Source organism: Sphingopyxis sp., assembly GCF_036402335.1.
In the GTDB taxonomy this organism is placed as follows: Bacteria; Pseudomonadota; Alphaproteobacteria; order Sphingomonadales; family Sphingomonadaceae; genus Sphingopyxis.
Genome location: NZ_DASWTD010000366.1, coordinates 1 through 13489, shown reverse-complemented (window position 1 = coordinate 13489; position 13489 = coordinate 1). Strand labels below are relative to the sequence as shown.

Sequence of the window (13489 nt, the reverse complement as noted above, 5' to 3'; positions counted from 1 at the left end):
CGAAAGCCGGGGCCCATTGCGAACCTGCGCTGGCCCCGCTGCGCCCCGGCTTTCGCCGGGGAACGCGCTAAGTCTTCCGCACGAACACCGTGCCCGCGCTGTACCCCGCCCCGAACGAGCAGATCAGTCCGGTGTCGCCCGCGGCCATGTCCGCATGGTTGAGGTGGAAGGCGATGATCGACCCCGCGCTCGACGTATTGCCATAGGTGTCGAGCACCGTCGGGCTCTCGTCCTCGCTCGCCTCATGCCCCAGCACGCGCTGCGCGATCAGGCGGTTCATGTTGGTGTTCGCCTGGTGCAACCACAGCCGGCGCATGTCGCCGCCTTCGAGCCCCAGCACCTCCATCTGCTCGACGATCATGTTCGCGACCATCGGGACGACTTCCTTGAACACCTTGCGGCCTTCCTGAACGAACAGCTTGTCGCTCTTCGGTCCCGACTGGTCGATCCCGCCGTGCCCGCGGTTGAGGAAGCCGAAATTGTTGCGGATATTGTTCGAGAAGACGGTCTTCAGCTTGGTACCGAGAATGTCCCAATGGCCTTCCGGAGCAATATCCTTGTCCTCGACGAGGATCGCGGTCGCGACGTCGCCGAAGATGAAATGGCTGTCGCGGTCGCGCCAGTTGAGGTGGCCCGAACAGATTTCGGGGTTCACGACGAGCACGCTCCTGGCGTGGCCCGCGCGGATATAGTCGGCGGCGGTCTGGATGCCGAATGTCGCCGACGAGCAGGCGACGTTCATGTCGAACCCGAAGCCGTCGATGCCAAGCGCGTCCTGAATCTCGACCGCCATCGCCGGATAGGGACGCTGCATGTTCGACGCGGCGCAGAGCACCGCATCGACCTGTGATGCGTCGCGCCCGGCGCGCGCGAGCGCATCCTTCGCTGCCGCAACGCCGATCTCGGCGAGGATCGAGATTTCGTCGTTGTCGCGCGCGGCGATCCGCGGCGCCATATGTTCGGGGTCGAGGATGCCCGCCTTGTCGACGACGAAGCGAGACCCGATCCCGCTCGCCTTTTCGATAAATTCGACACTCGATTCGGTCAGTTCGGCGATGTCGCCCGCTGCGATGGCGGCGGCATTTTCCCTATTGTGCAGCGCAACATACGCGTTAAAACTCGCAACAAGTTCTTCGTTCGAGATGCGTTCGGCGGGGGTGAAGAGGCCGGTTGCGGAAATGACCGGCTGCGGTGAATGCGACATGGCGGCTCTCATGTGTCTTACAGTTTCAAGACACGCTGATTAGGCTCCGCCGCGCCGCCGCGCAACGCCCCTCGATTGCCTGAACACTTCCCGACGACATGGTTAACCCGCCACTAACCATTTTGGTGGCAGACTGTTTGATGCAGGCCTCCGGGGGGATGGCTCCCCGGGTGCCGTGCGGGAGCATGACCATGGTTACGCGTTCTGGGCGTTCGGGACCGGCAGCAGGCGACCTGTCGATATCGGAAATCAAGGAGTTCGCGGGCTTCCCAGCCGCAACGCAGCGCTACATCCGCCGCTCGCTCGACATCGGGCTCGAACGCGACGACGCGATCGCGCGCTGGTCGCGCGACATGGTCGAGGAAACCGCGATCCGCGTTCAGGCGCGCGTCTATCAGCGGCTTGTCGATATCCGTGCGCATATCCCCGATGACAGCGGCCTCGACGCGCTCGAACATTTCATGGCGCCGCTGATTGCGGTGTCGGCTTTCGACCTCGGGCAGGACCGGCTGCCCGCCTTCGCGCCCTATCGCTTCCTCTATGAACGGTTGCTCGGCGCGCATGCGCGGCCGTGGTTGCCCGGCGCCTTCTGCGCCGCGGCGTCGCTGCCGCACCTCCACCCCGACAAGCGCAAGCTGCTGCTCCAGTCGATCAGCGAAGCCGCTGCCACCGCCCCCGGCTGGTCGGCGCGCGAGCCGAGCTTCTATCCCGAATGGGTCGAAAAGGTCGACGAGACCAGACCCGCAAATTGATGGATCCCGGATCAGGTCCGGGATGACGATGAAAGACAGGGCCGCTCCCTGTCGCTTCCCGCCGTTCGACTGACACCAGCGTCGGCGAGGTTGAGCTTTGCGGCGCGTTCGAAGATTTGCGTCAGCACGGGTTCGGTATCGGTCACGCGCATCGCGACGTGGAACTCGACCGGGGCGAGCGCGGGCATGCCCTCGATATGGGCAAGCGCGCCGCTTGCCACTTCGCTCCGTACCATCGGCTGCGGGAAGATACCGATTCCGCCCCCGGCTTTCGCGATGTCGATCATCGTGCGGGCATTGTTGCAAAGGTTGAGCGATTTCTGCGCGATGCGCGACGCCTCGATCGCCTCGCGCATGCGGCCGTGAATCGGTGAGTGGCTGGCGAGCGACCAGACGGGAAGCATCGCCTCGCCGCCCGCGAAGGCCGCAGCGACCGCGGGACTGGCAAGCCATACCAGCTCGACCTCGCCGATCGGGCTGGTCTTGAGGGCCGGGTGCGCAATAGGCCCGGCGGCAAAGGCCATGTCGGTGCGCCCTGTCAGAAGCTGCTGGATCAGGTTCGCGGTGAGGTCGATCTCGATCTCGAGTCCGACACCCGGCATATCGGCCTTCAATCCCGCGACGAAGCCCGGAAGGCAGCTCGCCGCCGCGATCTCGCCCGCACCGATGCGCACCACCCCGCTCGCCTCGCCATAGCCTCCGCTGCCGAGCAACGCGATCTGCATGTCGCGGAGCAGCGGGTCGCAGTCGCGCACGAGCTTGCGGCCCGCCGCGGTAAGCGACATCGCGCGCCCTTCGCGGCGGAACAATGCGGTGCCGAGCCGTTGTTCGAGTTCGCGCATCCGCGCCGATACCGTCGGCTGGGTGGTGTTGAGCCGCTCGGCGGCCGCCGAGAAGGTCCCGAGCCGGTCGATCCAGAGCAGGGTTTCGAGATGATAGAGCGAGACGCGATTGATAGACATTGTCTATATATAATCCAAAAATCGAACAATTAGAATTGATGGATCAAATGCGCCAAGGTCGCGCGCGAAACCATTCAGGAGAGCCGTCCCATGGGGAAGAAGCAATATCCCGACGCCGCCGCCGCACTCGAAGGGCTGCTCTTTGATGGCATGCAGATTTGCGCAGGCGGGTTCGGCCTTTGCGGTATTCCCGAACGGCTGATCGACGCGATCCGCGATGCGGGCACGAAGGAGCTCACGATCGCCAGCAACAACGCCGGGATCGATGGCGAAGGGCTCGGCAAGCTGCTCCGCACCAGGCAGGTCAGGAAGATGATCTCGTCCTATGTCGGCGAGAACAAGGAATTCGAGCGGCAATATCTGGCGGGCGAACTCGAGGTCGAATTCTGCCCGCAGGGCACGCTCGCCGAACGCTGCCGCGCGGGCGGCGCGGGCATCCCCGGATTCTATACCAAGACCGGCGTCGGCACGCTCGTCGCCGAGGGCAAGGAAGTGAAGAATTTCGACGGGCAGGACTATATCCTCGAACGCGGGATCTTTGCCGACCTCGCGATCATCAAGGGCTGGAAGGCCGACGAGAGCGGCAACCTGATCTTCCGCAAGACCGCGCGCAACTTCAACCAGCCGATGGCGACCGCAGCGAAGATCTGCGTCGCCGAGGTCGAGGAAATCGTGCCCGTCGGCAGCCTCGATCCCGATGCGATCCACCTCCCCGGCATTTATGTGAAACGCCTCGTCCTCGGCGCGCCGTACGACAAGAAGATCGAATTCCGCACGACGCGCCCGCGCGAGACCGCGTGATGCGCCGCTTCGCCATCGGCGCCGCGCTACTTCTTGCAGGGTGTGCGAATGCGCCGGCAGAGGTGGCAACGGCTCCGGCTCCGCCGACCGCCCCGGTTCCGGTCGACACCGTCAAGCCGCCGGTCGCTCTGCAATATCTCTACGGCTCGCCCGAGGCAGCCGTGACGGTGCGCGCGACCAATGCGCGGATCGCCGAGTACGGCGTGGGGCGGATCGGGCAGCGGCCGAAGGATAGCGTCGTGCTCGCGCCCGGCGCGACGATGGATGCCCCGGCGTTCGAACCGTGCGGCAACAAGCCCTTCGCCGCGGTATTCGATGCCGACGAGACGTTGATCTGGAACCTCGGCCCGATGCGTCAGTTCGCCGAAAAGGGCACCGGCTTCGACCTCAAGGTCTGGGACCAGTGGGAAAAGACCGGCGCGGGCAAGGCGATCGCGATGCCCGGCAGCGTCGAGATGGTGAACAGGCTCCGCGCCGCGGGCATCGCCGTCATCGCCAACACCAACCGCAGCGCCGCCAATGCCAGGGGCAGCGAGGATACGCTGCGCGCCGCCGGACTCGGCGAGTTCAAACATGGCGAGACCTTGTTCCTGATGGGCGACGACGCCGGCGGGTCGAGCAAGGATGGCCGCCGCGCGACGATCGCGTCGAAATATTGCGTGATCATCCTCGGCGGCGACCAGCTCGGCGACTTCAGCCAGCAGTTCAACGCCCGGGACCTGCCCGCGGCGCAGCGCATGGCGCTCGCCACCAGCGCGGGTGCCACCGCACTTTGGGACAAGGGCTGGTTCCTTTTCCCCAACCCCGTCTACGGCCCGTGGGAAAAACTGGGCTGGGACGACGCCTTCCCCTCCGATAAGCAATGGGAGCCGAAATAATGGCCCAAGAAACTAAAGGCTGGACGCGTGATGACATGGCGGCGCGCGCCGCGAAGGAGCTGCAGGACGGCTATTACGTCAACCTCGGCATCGGTATCCCCACCTTGGTCGCGAACCATATCCCCGCAGGGATGACGGTCACGCTCCAGTCGGAGAACGGCATGCTCGGCATCGGTCCCTTCCCGTTCGAAGGCGACGAGGATCCCGACCTGATCAATGCCGGCAAGCAGACGATCAGCGAATTGCCGCAATCGGCCTATTTCTCGTCGTCGGACAGTTTCGCGATGATCCGCGGCGGGCATATCGACCTGACCGTCCTCGGCGCGATGGAGATTGCCGAAAACGGCGACATCGCCAACTGGATGATCCCGGGCAAGATGATCAAGGGCATGGGCGGCGCGATGGACCTGGTCGCCGGGGTCAAGAAGATCATCGTCGTGATGGAACATAACGCCAAGGACGGCAGCCCGAAGTTCATCCCCGAATGCACACTGCCGCTGACCGGCAAGAATGTCGTCGACATGATCATCACTGACCTCGCGGTGTTCAGGCGCGACAATCATGACAGCCCGTTCAAACTGATCGAGCTTGCACCGGGGGTGACGGCGGAGGAAGTCGCGGCTAAGACGACGGCCAATTATGAGGTCGCAGTCTAAAAAGAAATCGAAGAAGCCGGTTTTCTCCCGTCTCATCGCGATCGTCGCGCTGGGGTTGGCGGGCTGGTTCGGCGTTCACGCGCTCGGCGGGAAGCACCCGCTGGCGAGCGTCGCAATCCCGATCACGGGCCCTGCAAATCTGCCCGACACGCCCGCCGAGTGGCGCGGACGGATCGACTATTCTGCGCTCGACCGCCAACTCACTGCCCTGTCGCAGCGCCCCGAAATGGCGGGGTTGGCGGTCGCGGTCGTCGAAGACGGGAAGCTCAGCTTCGTCCGCACCTATGGCGTCGCCGACAAGTCGACCGGGGCGCGGGTAACGCCGCAAACGCTGTTCCGCTGGGCCTCGGTTTCCAAGACCGCAACGGGCGCATTGGCGGCCGCATTGGCGACGGACGGCGCGATCGATCTGGACCGTCCGGTCGCCGGCCTCGGGACGTCGCTACGCTTGCCCGGCGGCGCCGAGGCGCATGTCACGCTGGACCAGCTGCTCGCCCAGCGTACGGGGCTCACCAAAAACGCTTATGACGAAAAGCTGGAGGAGGGGCAGGATCCCGCAGCGCTGCGCGCCAGTCTTGCCGCCGCGCCGCTGCAATGCGAACCCGGCACCTGCCACACCTATCAGAATGTCGCTTTCGATGCCGCAAGCGAGATATTGGCGCGGGCCGCAAACGAACCTTTCGCCGATACGGTCGAGAACCGGTTCTTCCGCCCGCTCGGCATGGTCAGCGCGGGTTACGGGAGGGAGCGGCTGACGGGCGCGAAGGATTGGGCGAAGCCGCACCGCGGCGCGCAGGTCCGTCCGGTCAAGGAGGCCTATTGGCGCGTTCCCGCCGCCGCGGGGGTCGAAAGCGATATCGTCGATTTCGCGACCTGGATGCAGGCGATGATGGGGCAGCGCCCCGATGTGCTGCCGGGTCCGGTGCTGCAGCTTGCCCATCGCCCGCGCGTCGGCACCGGGCGGCTTTATGGCGGCACCCTGCGGGCTGCCACGGGCGATGCGGGTTATGGCCTTGGCTGGCGGAGCTTCACCTATGGCGGGAGCAGGCTCGAGGGTCATTCGGGCGCGGTCGAGGGCTATCGCGCGACGATGATTTTCGAACCGTCCACGCGGACGGGCGTGGTCGCGCTGTGGAACAGCGACTGGGGATTTCCTTTCCGCATCCCGTTCACGGTGATCGACAGCTATCACAAGCGCGAGGACGCAGGCTGGCTAGACCTGAGCGAACTGCCGCAGCCGAAAGGCGGCGCGGCCGCGGCCAGCCCCGCTGCCGCGGCGCCGAAAGGGTAACCGCCCTTGCCCCCCGGCGCGCTGTCTGTGTATCAGGCGCGCACGTCAAAGACCGGGAGGAGAATGATCGATGCGCGTGCTGCTGACCGGATCGTCGGGCTGGCTCGGGCGCTATCTCGCACCCCTGCTCGCGCGGAACGGCCATGAAGTCACCGGGCTCGACGTCGTTCCCGGTGCGCCCACGCAGGTGATCGGCACGGTGACCGATCGCGCGCTGATTGACCGGACGATGGGCGAACATGGGATCGAGGCGATCATTCACGGCGGCGCGCTGCACAAGCCCGACATCGTGCGCTATCCGCGCCAGGCGTTCGTCGACGTCAATGTCAGCGGCACGCTGAACCTGATCGAAGCCGCGGTCGCGGCGGGCAACGACCGCTTCCTCTTCACTTCGACCACCTCGCTGATGGTCCGCGCCGATGTGCGCGAGGGCGCGGGCGAAGCGGGCGCGTGGTGGATGGACGAGGATTTCGGTCCGATCGAGCCGCGCAACATTTACGGCATCACCAAGCTCGCCGCCGAGCAGGCGTTGAGGCTCGTCCACCGCGAGCATGGGATCGCCGCGCTCATCCTGCGCACAGGACGCTTCTTCCCTGAGGATGACGATACGCATGCGGTGCCAAGCGGCCCGAACCTCAAGGCGAACGAACTGCTCCACCGCCGTCTGACGGTCGAGGATGCCGCGGCGGCGCATCTCGCGGCGCTCGAGGCCGCACCGGCGATCGGCTGCGACACCTTCATCCTCTCGGCGCCGCCGCCCTTCGCACGCGAGGAAGCCGAAGAGCTGGCCCGCGATGCGCGTGCAGTGATCGCGCGCCACCACCCCGACGCCGCCGAACTCTACGCCGCGCAAGGTTGGGTGCTTCCTGACATCATCGACCGCGTCTACGACCCGTCGCGCGCCGAACGCCGCTTCGGCTGGCGCGCGAAGAGCGACTTCGGCAGCGTGCTTGCGGCGCTGCGCGACCGTACCGAGTTGCCCTTCGCGCACGACCCCGATTACACCTCCCCCATCGTCACACAGGAGCGCGAAGCATGTATGTGCTGATCACCGCCAACCGCAATTATTCGAGCTGGTCGCTGCGCCCCTGGGTGCTGATGCGCGCGCTCAGCATCGCGTTCGAGGACCAGATCGAGCCGTTCAGCAACCCGATCAACTATGACGAATTTCGCAGTTTCTCACCGACCGGACAGGTGCCGGCCCTGCTCGACGAAGGACGGACGGTTTACGACTCGCTGGGCATAGCGCTGTATCTCGCGGACCGGCACGAGGGCGTATGGCCGACCGACCCCGACGCACGCGCGTGGGCGCAGTGCGCGGCGGCGGAAATGCACAGCGGTTTTTCGGCGCTCCGCAATGATTGCACGATGAACGTTGGCGTTCGCGTGACACCCAAGCCGCCGTCGGGCGCACTCCGGCTCGACGTCTCCCGTATCCGCGAATTGTTCGCGGAGGGCTTGTCGCGCTTCGGCGGCCCCTTCCTCGCGGGCGGCCACTTTACCGCGGTCGATGCCTTCTTTGCGCCCGTCGCCTTCCGTATCCGCACATACGGCCTCGACGTCGGCGCCGGGCAGGCGTGGGTCGACCATATGCTCGCACATCCGGCAATGCAGGATTGGGAACAGCAGGCACTCGCCGAAAGCTGGCGCGAAGAAAGCCATGAGGCCGAACTCGCGGCGGCGGGCGCCATTACCGCCGATTACCGGACGGCCTAGTCGGCGAGCACTTCGCGAACCACCGCGATTCCCGCCTCGCGCTGCGCCTTGAGTTCGGCCTTCAGCTTTGCCGGGTCGCGCGCAAAGACGAAGCCGAAACTCACCCCGCCTTCCTTGCCGGTTGTCGCGTGATGGAGCTTGTGCGCCTGCACGAGCCGCTTTGCATAGCCGCGCCGCGGGACCCAGCGGAAATAGCGCTGGTGGACGAGCCCGTCGTGCACCAGCGTATAGATGATGCCGTAGAAGAGGATGCCGAGCCCGATCCACGTCCCGGGCTCCCACGCCGACGCGCCCATGATCATCGGGCTGCCGATCACGAACATCGAAATGCTCATCGCCGCGCCAAAGATTGCGAACAGATCGTTCTTTTCGAGAAGCTTGTCGTGCGGCTCATGATGATCGCGGTGCCACGCCCAGCCGAAACCGTGCATGATATATTTATGGCTCGCCCACGCGACGAACTCCATGGCCACGGTGGTGGCAAGGACGAGCAGGAGGATGGCGAGCAGCGACATGCGGCGATTATAGGCCGACTATGGCAGCCACACCATCATCTCCTCGTCACCCCGGACTTGATCCGGGGTCCCGCTTATCGACGTCGCAAAGCGGGATGCCGGATCAAGTCCGGCATGACGAAGGAGAATCAGGGAAGCGCGACCGAAAATTGCGTTTTTGATCGCCACTCGCTTGCATTGTTATGCGACTGGCGTAAGTGAGCCGCATGACCCGGCCCCGCACCCTTTACGAGAAAATATGGGACGCGCATGTCGTCGAACAGCGCCCCGACGGAACCTGCCTGATCTTCATCGACCGCCACCTGGTCCATGAAGTCACCAGCCCGCAAGCCTTTGCGGGGCTTCGCGCGAGCGGCCGCACCGTGCGTCGTCCTGACCTAACCCTTGCGGTGCCCGACCATAATCTGCCGACGACGGCGCGACTCGACGCGGCCGGCAACAGGCTGCCGATCGCCGACCCCGAGAGTGCAGCGCAGCTCGCGGCGCTCGAAAAGAACGCCCCCGAATATGGCATCCGCTATATCGACGCGGTCGCACCCGAGCAGGGCATCGTCCATGTCGTCGGCCCCGAGCAGGGTTTTTCGCTGCCCGGCACCACGATCGTCTGCGGCGACAGCCACACTGCGTGCCATGGCGGCATCGGAGCGCTCGCCTTCGGGATCGGAACGAGCGAGGTCGAACATGTGCTCGCGACGCAGACCTTGCTGCTGCAGCCCGCCAGAACGATGGAAGTCCGCGTGGAGGGCGAAGTCGGCCCCGGCGTCACGGCGAAGGACATCATCCTTCACATCACTGGTGTCATCGGCGCCGCGGGCGGTACCGGCCATGTCATCGAATATACCGGCAGCGCGATCCGCGCGCTTTCGGTCGAGGGCCGTCTGACCGTCAGCAATATGGCGATCGAAGGCGGCGCACGGGCGGGCTTGATCGCGCCTGACGACGTGACCTTCGAATATCTGGAAGGCCGCCCCTATGCGCCGAAGGGCGCCGACTGGGAAGCGGCGGTCGCTTACTGGAAGAGCCTCGCGACCGATCCGGGCGCGGCCTATGACAAGACGGTCGTCATCGACGCCGCCGATATCGCACCGAGCGTGACCTGGGGCACGAGCCCCGAGGATGTCGTGCCGATCACCGGCGTCGTCCCCGCACCGGGCAGCTTCGCCGACCCGTCGAAACAGACCGCCGCCGCCAAGTCGCTCGCCTATATGGGGCTCGAACCCGGCACGCGGATGCAGGACGTGCCGATCGAAAATATCTTCATCGGCAGCTGCACCAACAGTCGCATCGAAGACCTGCGCGCCGCCGCCGCGGTGATCAAGGGCCGCCACAAGGCCGACAATGTCAAATGGGCGATCGTCGTCCCCGGATCGGGCCTCGTGAAGGCGCAAGCCGAGGCCGAAGGGCTCGACCGCATCTTTACCGACGCAGGGCTCGAATGGCGCGAACCGGGCTGCTCGGCGTGCCTTGCGATGAACCCCGACAAGGTGCCAGCGGGCGAACGCTGCGCGTCGACGAGCAACCGCAATTTCGTAGGCCGCCAGGGCCCCGGCGCACGCACGCACCTCGTCAGCCCCGCGATGGCAGCGGCGGCGGCGGTGACGGGCAAGCTCACCGATGTGCGGGAACTGCTGGCATGACCCCGCTCGACAAGGTCGAAGGCCGCGCGATCCCGTTCGGGCTCAAGAATGTCGACACCGACGTGATCATCCCTGCGCACTGGCTGAAGACGACGACGCGCGAGGGCATGGGCCGCGGCGCGTTCGAGGCGATCCGCAAGGATCCGGACAATCTGTTCGACAGCGCCGAATATAAAGGCGCGCCGATCCTGATCGCGGGCGACAATTTCGGCTGCGGATCGAGCCGCGAGCATGCCGCATGGGCGCTCGGCGACCTTGGCATCCGCGTCGTGATCGCGCCCTCCTACTCGGACATTTTCTCGGGCAATGCGGTCAAGAACGGCATCCTGCCGGTCGTCCTGCCGCAGACGGCGATCGACCGTTTGATGGAGGTCGCGGCAACCGATCCGGTCTTCGTCGACCTCGAGCATCAGACGGTGACGACGCAGTTCCAGGACCGCTTCACCTTCGAGATCGACCCGTTCCGCAAGATGTGCCTGCTCGAAGGACTCGACGAGATTTCGCTGACCGAAAAGAGCGACGCGGCAATCGGTGCTTACGAACAGAAGCTCGACGCCGATCGGCCATGGATGCGCCCTGCAGCATAAGGCTTACCGAACACCATAGAGGAGAAGATGATGAAGGCTCTCTTGTCGACCGCAACCGGCGGCCCAGAAACGCTCGAACTCGGCGAACTGCCGCGTCCGACCGCGGGCAAGGGCCAGATCGTGATCGATGTGAAGGCCTGCGCGGTCAACTTCCCCGACGTGCTGATCATCGAGGATAAATATCAGTTCCGTCCCGAGCGCCCTTTCGCGCCCGGCGGCGAAGTCGCGGGGCTCGTCGCCGAAGTTGGCGAAGGCGTCACCGAGTTCAAGGTCGGCGACCGGGTGATCGCGGGCTGCGGCAACGGCGGCATGTCCGAGGCGGTCGCGGTGTCGGTGCACAATGTCTACCACCTGCCCGACAGTCATGATTTCGCGGCAGGTGCGTCGCTGCTGATGACCTATGGCACCAGCATCCACGCGCTCGTCGATCGCGGGCATATCAGCGAGGGCGACACTTTGCTCGTTCTCGGCGCATCGGGCGGGGTCGGAATCGCAGCGGTCGAACTGGGCAAGGCGTTCGGCGCGCGTGTCGTTGCGGGTGTGTCGAGCGAAGCGAAGGCCGAAATCGCACGCCAGGCGGGCGCCGACGAGGTCGTCGTCTATGGCTATCAGCCGTTCGACAAGGATGGCTCGAAAGCGCTCGCCGAAAAGTTCAAGGCGGCGGTCGGCCCGAATGGCGCCAATGTCATCTACGATGCCGTCGGCGGCGATTATGCCGAGCCAGCGCTGCGTTCGATCGCATGGGAAGGCCGCTACCTCGTCGTCGGCTTCCCCGCCGGTATCCCGCGCCTGCCGCTCAACCTGACCTTGCTCAAGAGCTGCGACGTCGCCGGGGTTTTCTGGGGCGCGTTCGTGATGCGCGAACCGGCGCGCAACCGTGCGAATATCGCCCGGCTGTTCCAGCTGTGGGAACAGGGCAAGATCAAGCCGCGGGTCACCGAAAGCTTCGCCCTCGCCGACGGCGGCAAGGCGATCGCCAAGCTGGGCGATCGCAGCGCGGTCGGCAAGCTGGTGGTGACGATCTGAAATTCCGTCCCGATCCCGCGCTGACGGACGCCCTGCGCCACCTCGCGGCTTCGGGACGGATTGAGGTGCGGGTAACGCCGGGCGCCAGCCGTGACGCGGTAAAGGTCGAGGGCGGCGCCGTGTTTTTGCGCGTCACGGCCCCGCCGGCCGATGGCGCGGCCACCGAGGCAGTTCTGCAATTGCTGGCAACGGCGTTACGGCGCCCGCGCCGCGACCTGACGCTGCTACGCGGAGCCAGCGCACGGATCAAACTTGTCGGAATCGCGCCCGAATGACGGGAGCCGGTTAACCCTTTGGCAGGGCCTCCGCCCTATGGTCGGAAGCAGGACTAGTGGGCCGAGGGTGAATCAATGGCGACTCGCCGATCGACAAGTGACGAGAATAACGCGAGTATCGCGAATATTTCGCGCACCCGCCGCGCCCAGCTCGTCGCCGAGTTCGAAGGTGAACTGGGGATCGACTACAAGGCGCGCGCCGCAGCGGCCGAGGCCGAACGCCGCTGGCAGGTCCGCAAGACCTTCATCGTCTGGACCGTCGCACTGATCTTCTTCACCATCGCGCTCCAGAAACTGTGGATCATGGGCAAGGACGTAGACCAGCCCTTTTCCGACATGGATCCGATCGACAATCTGTTCGGCGAGGAGTGACGCGCCGCGACGCGACGACCCGAAGGTCCCCGCGTCGCCGACGTACCAATTTTCCAAATAACCCTGCGACTTTCGCCCGGACTCAGTAAACGCGCGCCTTCGGCTTGATATATTCGACGTCGTCCGACAGCGTATATTCGTGGACCGGGCGGTAATCGAGGCGGACACCGCCGCCCTTGCCGCCCCAGCCGTCGAACCAGCTGACCGTGTGCTTCATCCAGTTGGCGTCATCGCGATTCGGGAAATCCTCATGCGCGTGGGCGCCGCGGCTTTCCTTGCGATTGAACGCCGAATGCATCGTCACCGTCGCCTGGCTGATCAGATTGTCGAGCTCGAGCGTTTCGATGAGGTCGGTGTTCCAGATCAGGCTGCGGTCGGTGACATGGATGTCGTTCATCCGCTGATAGGTCTTCGTGAGCTTTTCCTTGCCCTCGGCCATCAGTTCGTCGGTACGGAACACGGCGGCATGCTGCGACATTGCGCGCTGCATTTCGTCGCGGATGACCGCGGTCGGCGATCCGCCGTTCGCATTGCGGAAATGATCGAGGCGGCCGAGCGCCAAGTCGGCGCTGTCCTTCGGCAGCGCAGGCTGCGCGGCGCCGGGCGTCAGGATTTCCTTGAGGCGGTGGCCCGTCGCGCGGCCGAAGACGACGAGGTCGATCAGGCTGTTGGAGCCGAGGCGGTTGGCGCCATGGACCGAAACGCAGGCTGCCTCGCCGACCGCGAACAGGCCGGGGACGACGCTGTCCGGGTTGCCGTCCTTCAGCGTCACCACCTCGGCGCGGTAGTTGGTTGGGACGCCGCCCATATTGTAGTG

16 protein-coding genes are annotated in these 13489 nt (G+C 65.3%); 12 read left to right on the top strand and 4 right to left on the bottom strand.

Annotated elements, in window-relative coordinates; all coding sequences use genetic code 11:
- Window positions 1-67: 67 nt before the first annotated feature.
- Window positions 68-1204, bottom strand: a complete 1137-nt coding sequence (locus VGD20_RS11635; RefSeq protein WP_331134599.1) for a beta-ketoacyl-ACP synthase III — start codon at window positions 1202-1204, stop codon at window positions 68-70.
- 191 nt (window positions 1205-1395) lie between these two features.
- On the opposite strand from VGD20_RS11635, the gene VGD20_RS11630 reads away from it, so the two are divergent.
- Entirely contained in the window at window positions 1396-1956 is a 561-nt protein-coding gene (locus VGD20_RS11630; protein WP_331134598.1) for a hypothetical protein, read from the top strand.
- An 11-nt stretch (window positions 1957-1967) separates the two neighbouring features.
- Here VGD20_RS11630 and VGD20_RS11625 read toward each other — a convergent pair whose 3' ends face one another.
- Window positions 1968-2918 carry a LysR family transcriptional regulator gene (locus VGD20_RS11625; RefSeq protein WP_331134597.1) on the bottom strand — a complete coding sequence of 317 codons (951 nt, stop codon included), beginning with the start codon at window positions 2916-2918 and terminating at the stop codon, window positions 1968-1970.
- Between the two features lie 90 nt (window positions 2919-3008).
- Between VGD20_RS11625 and VGD20_RS11620 the strand changes: the two genes are divergently transcribed.
- The 6 genes from VGD20_RS11620 to VGD20_RS11595 all read left to right on the top strand — a co-directional run bounded on the left by VGD20_RS11620 (window position 3009) and on the right by VGD20_RS11595 (window position 8260).
- Entirely contained in the window at window positions 3009-3719 is a 711-nt protein-coding gene (locus VGD20_RS11620; protein WP_331134596.1) for a CoA transferase subunit A, read from the top strand.
- A complete protein-coding gene (locus VGD20_RS11615) occupies window positions 3719-4597 on the top strand; it encodes an HAD family acid phosphatase (RefSeq protein ID WP_331134595.1) in 879 nt (292 codons plus the stop codon). The genes VGD20_RS11620 and VGD20_RS11615 overlap by 1 nt, the downstream gene beginning before the upstream one ends.
- The gene (locus VGD20_RS11610; protein ID WP_331134594.1) at window positions 4597-5253 is read left to right on the top strand and encodes a CoA transferase subunit B; all 657 of its coding nucleotides are present in this window, start codon (window positions 4597-4599) and stop codon (window positions 5251-5253) included. The genes VGD20_RS11615 and VGD20_RS11610 overlap by 1 nt, the downstream gene beginning before the upstream one ends.
- Complete coding sequence (locus VGD20_RS11605; protein ID WP_331134593.1) at window positions 5237-6544, top strand: serine hydrolase domain-containing protein; 1308 nt, start codon at window positions 5237-5239, stop codon at window positions 6542-6544. Before VGD20_RS11610 ends, VGD20_RS11605 begins: the two co-directional genes overlap by 17 nt.
- A 70-nt stretch (window positions 6545-6614) precedes the next feature.
- On the top strand, window positions 6615-7592 hold the full coding sequence (locus VGD20_RS11600; protein WP_331134592.1) for an NAD(P)-dependent oxidoreductase: 978 nt from the start codon (window positions 6615-6617) through the stop codon (window positions 7590-7592).
- Complete coding sequence (locus VGD20_RS11595) at window positions 7580-8260, top strand: glutathione S-transferase family protein (RefSeq protein WP_331134591.1); 681 nt, start codon at window positions 7580-7582, stop codon at window positions 8258-8260. The genes VGD20_RS11600 and VGD20_RS11595 overlap by 13 nt, the downstream gene beginning before the upstream one ends.
- On the opposite strand, the gene VGD20_RS11590 is transcribed toward VGD20_RS11595, so the two are convergent.
- Window positions 8257-8775 (bottom strand): sterol desaturase family protein, encoded by a 519-nt coding sequence (locus tag VGD20_RS11590; protein WP_331134590.1) that lies wholly within the window; start codon window positions 8773-8775, stop codon window positions 8257-8259. The two genes, VGD20_RS11595 and VGD20_RS11590, sit on opposite strands and share 4 nt — an antisense overlap.
- Before the next feature lie 206 nt (window positions 8776-8981).
- Here VGD20_RS11590 and leuC point away from each other — a divergent pair, with 206 nt between their 5' ends.
- The 5 genes from leuC (at window position 8982) to VGD20_RS11565 (ending at window position 12672) form a co-directional block, all read left to right on the top strand.
- Window positions 8982-10412 (top strand): 3-isopropylmalate dehydratase large subunit, encoded by a 1431-nt coding sequence (leuC, locus tag VGD20_RS11585; RefSeq protein ID WP_331134601.1) that lies wholly within the window; start codon window positions 8982-8984, stop codon window positions 10410-10412.
- Window positions 10409-10999, top strand: a complete 591-nt coding sequence (leuD, locus tag VGD20_RS11580; protein WP_331134589.1) for a 3-isopropylmalate dehydratase small subunit — start codon at window positions 10409-10411, stop codon at window positions 10997-10999. The genes leuC and leuD overlap by 4 nt, the downstream gene beginning before the upstream one ends.
- A 30-nt stretch (window positions 11000-11029) precedes the next feature.
- Window positions 11030-12025 carry an NADPH:quinone oxidoreductase family protein gene (locus VGD20_RS11575; protein ID WP_331134600.1) on the top strand — a complete coding sequence of 332 codons (996 nt, stop codon included), beginning with the start codon at window positions 11030-11032 and terminating at the stop codon, window positions 12023-12025.
- 65 nt (window positions 12026-12090) lie between these two features.
- The gene (locus VGD20_RS11570) at window positions 12091-12300 is read left to right on the top strand and encodes a DUF167 domain-containing protein (RefSeq protein WP_331134588.1); all 210 of its coding nucleotides are present in this window, start codon (window positions 12091-12093) and stop codon (window positions 12298-12300) included.
- 75 nt (window positions 12301-12375) lie between these two features.
- The gene (locus tag VGD20_RS11565; RefSeq protein WP_331134587.1) at window positions 12376-12672 is read left to right on the top strand and encodes a hypothetical protein; all 297 of its coding nucleotides are present in this window, start codon (window positions 12376-12378) and stop codon (window positions 12670-12672) included.
- Window positions 12673-12754: 82 nt separating this feature from the next.
- Here VGD20_RS11565 and VGD20_RS11560 read toward each other — a convergent pair.
- Window positions 12755-13489: FAD-binding protein (locus VGD20_RS11560; RefSeq protein WP_331134586.1), on the bottom strand; the 735-nt coding region annotated here is incomplete at its 5' end.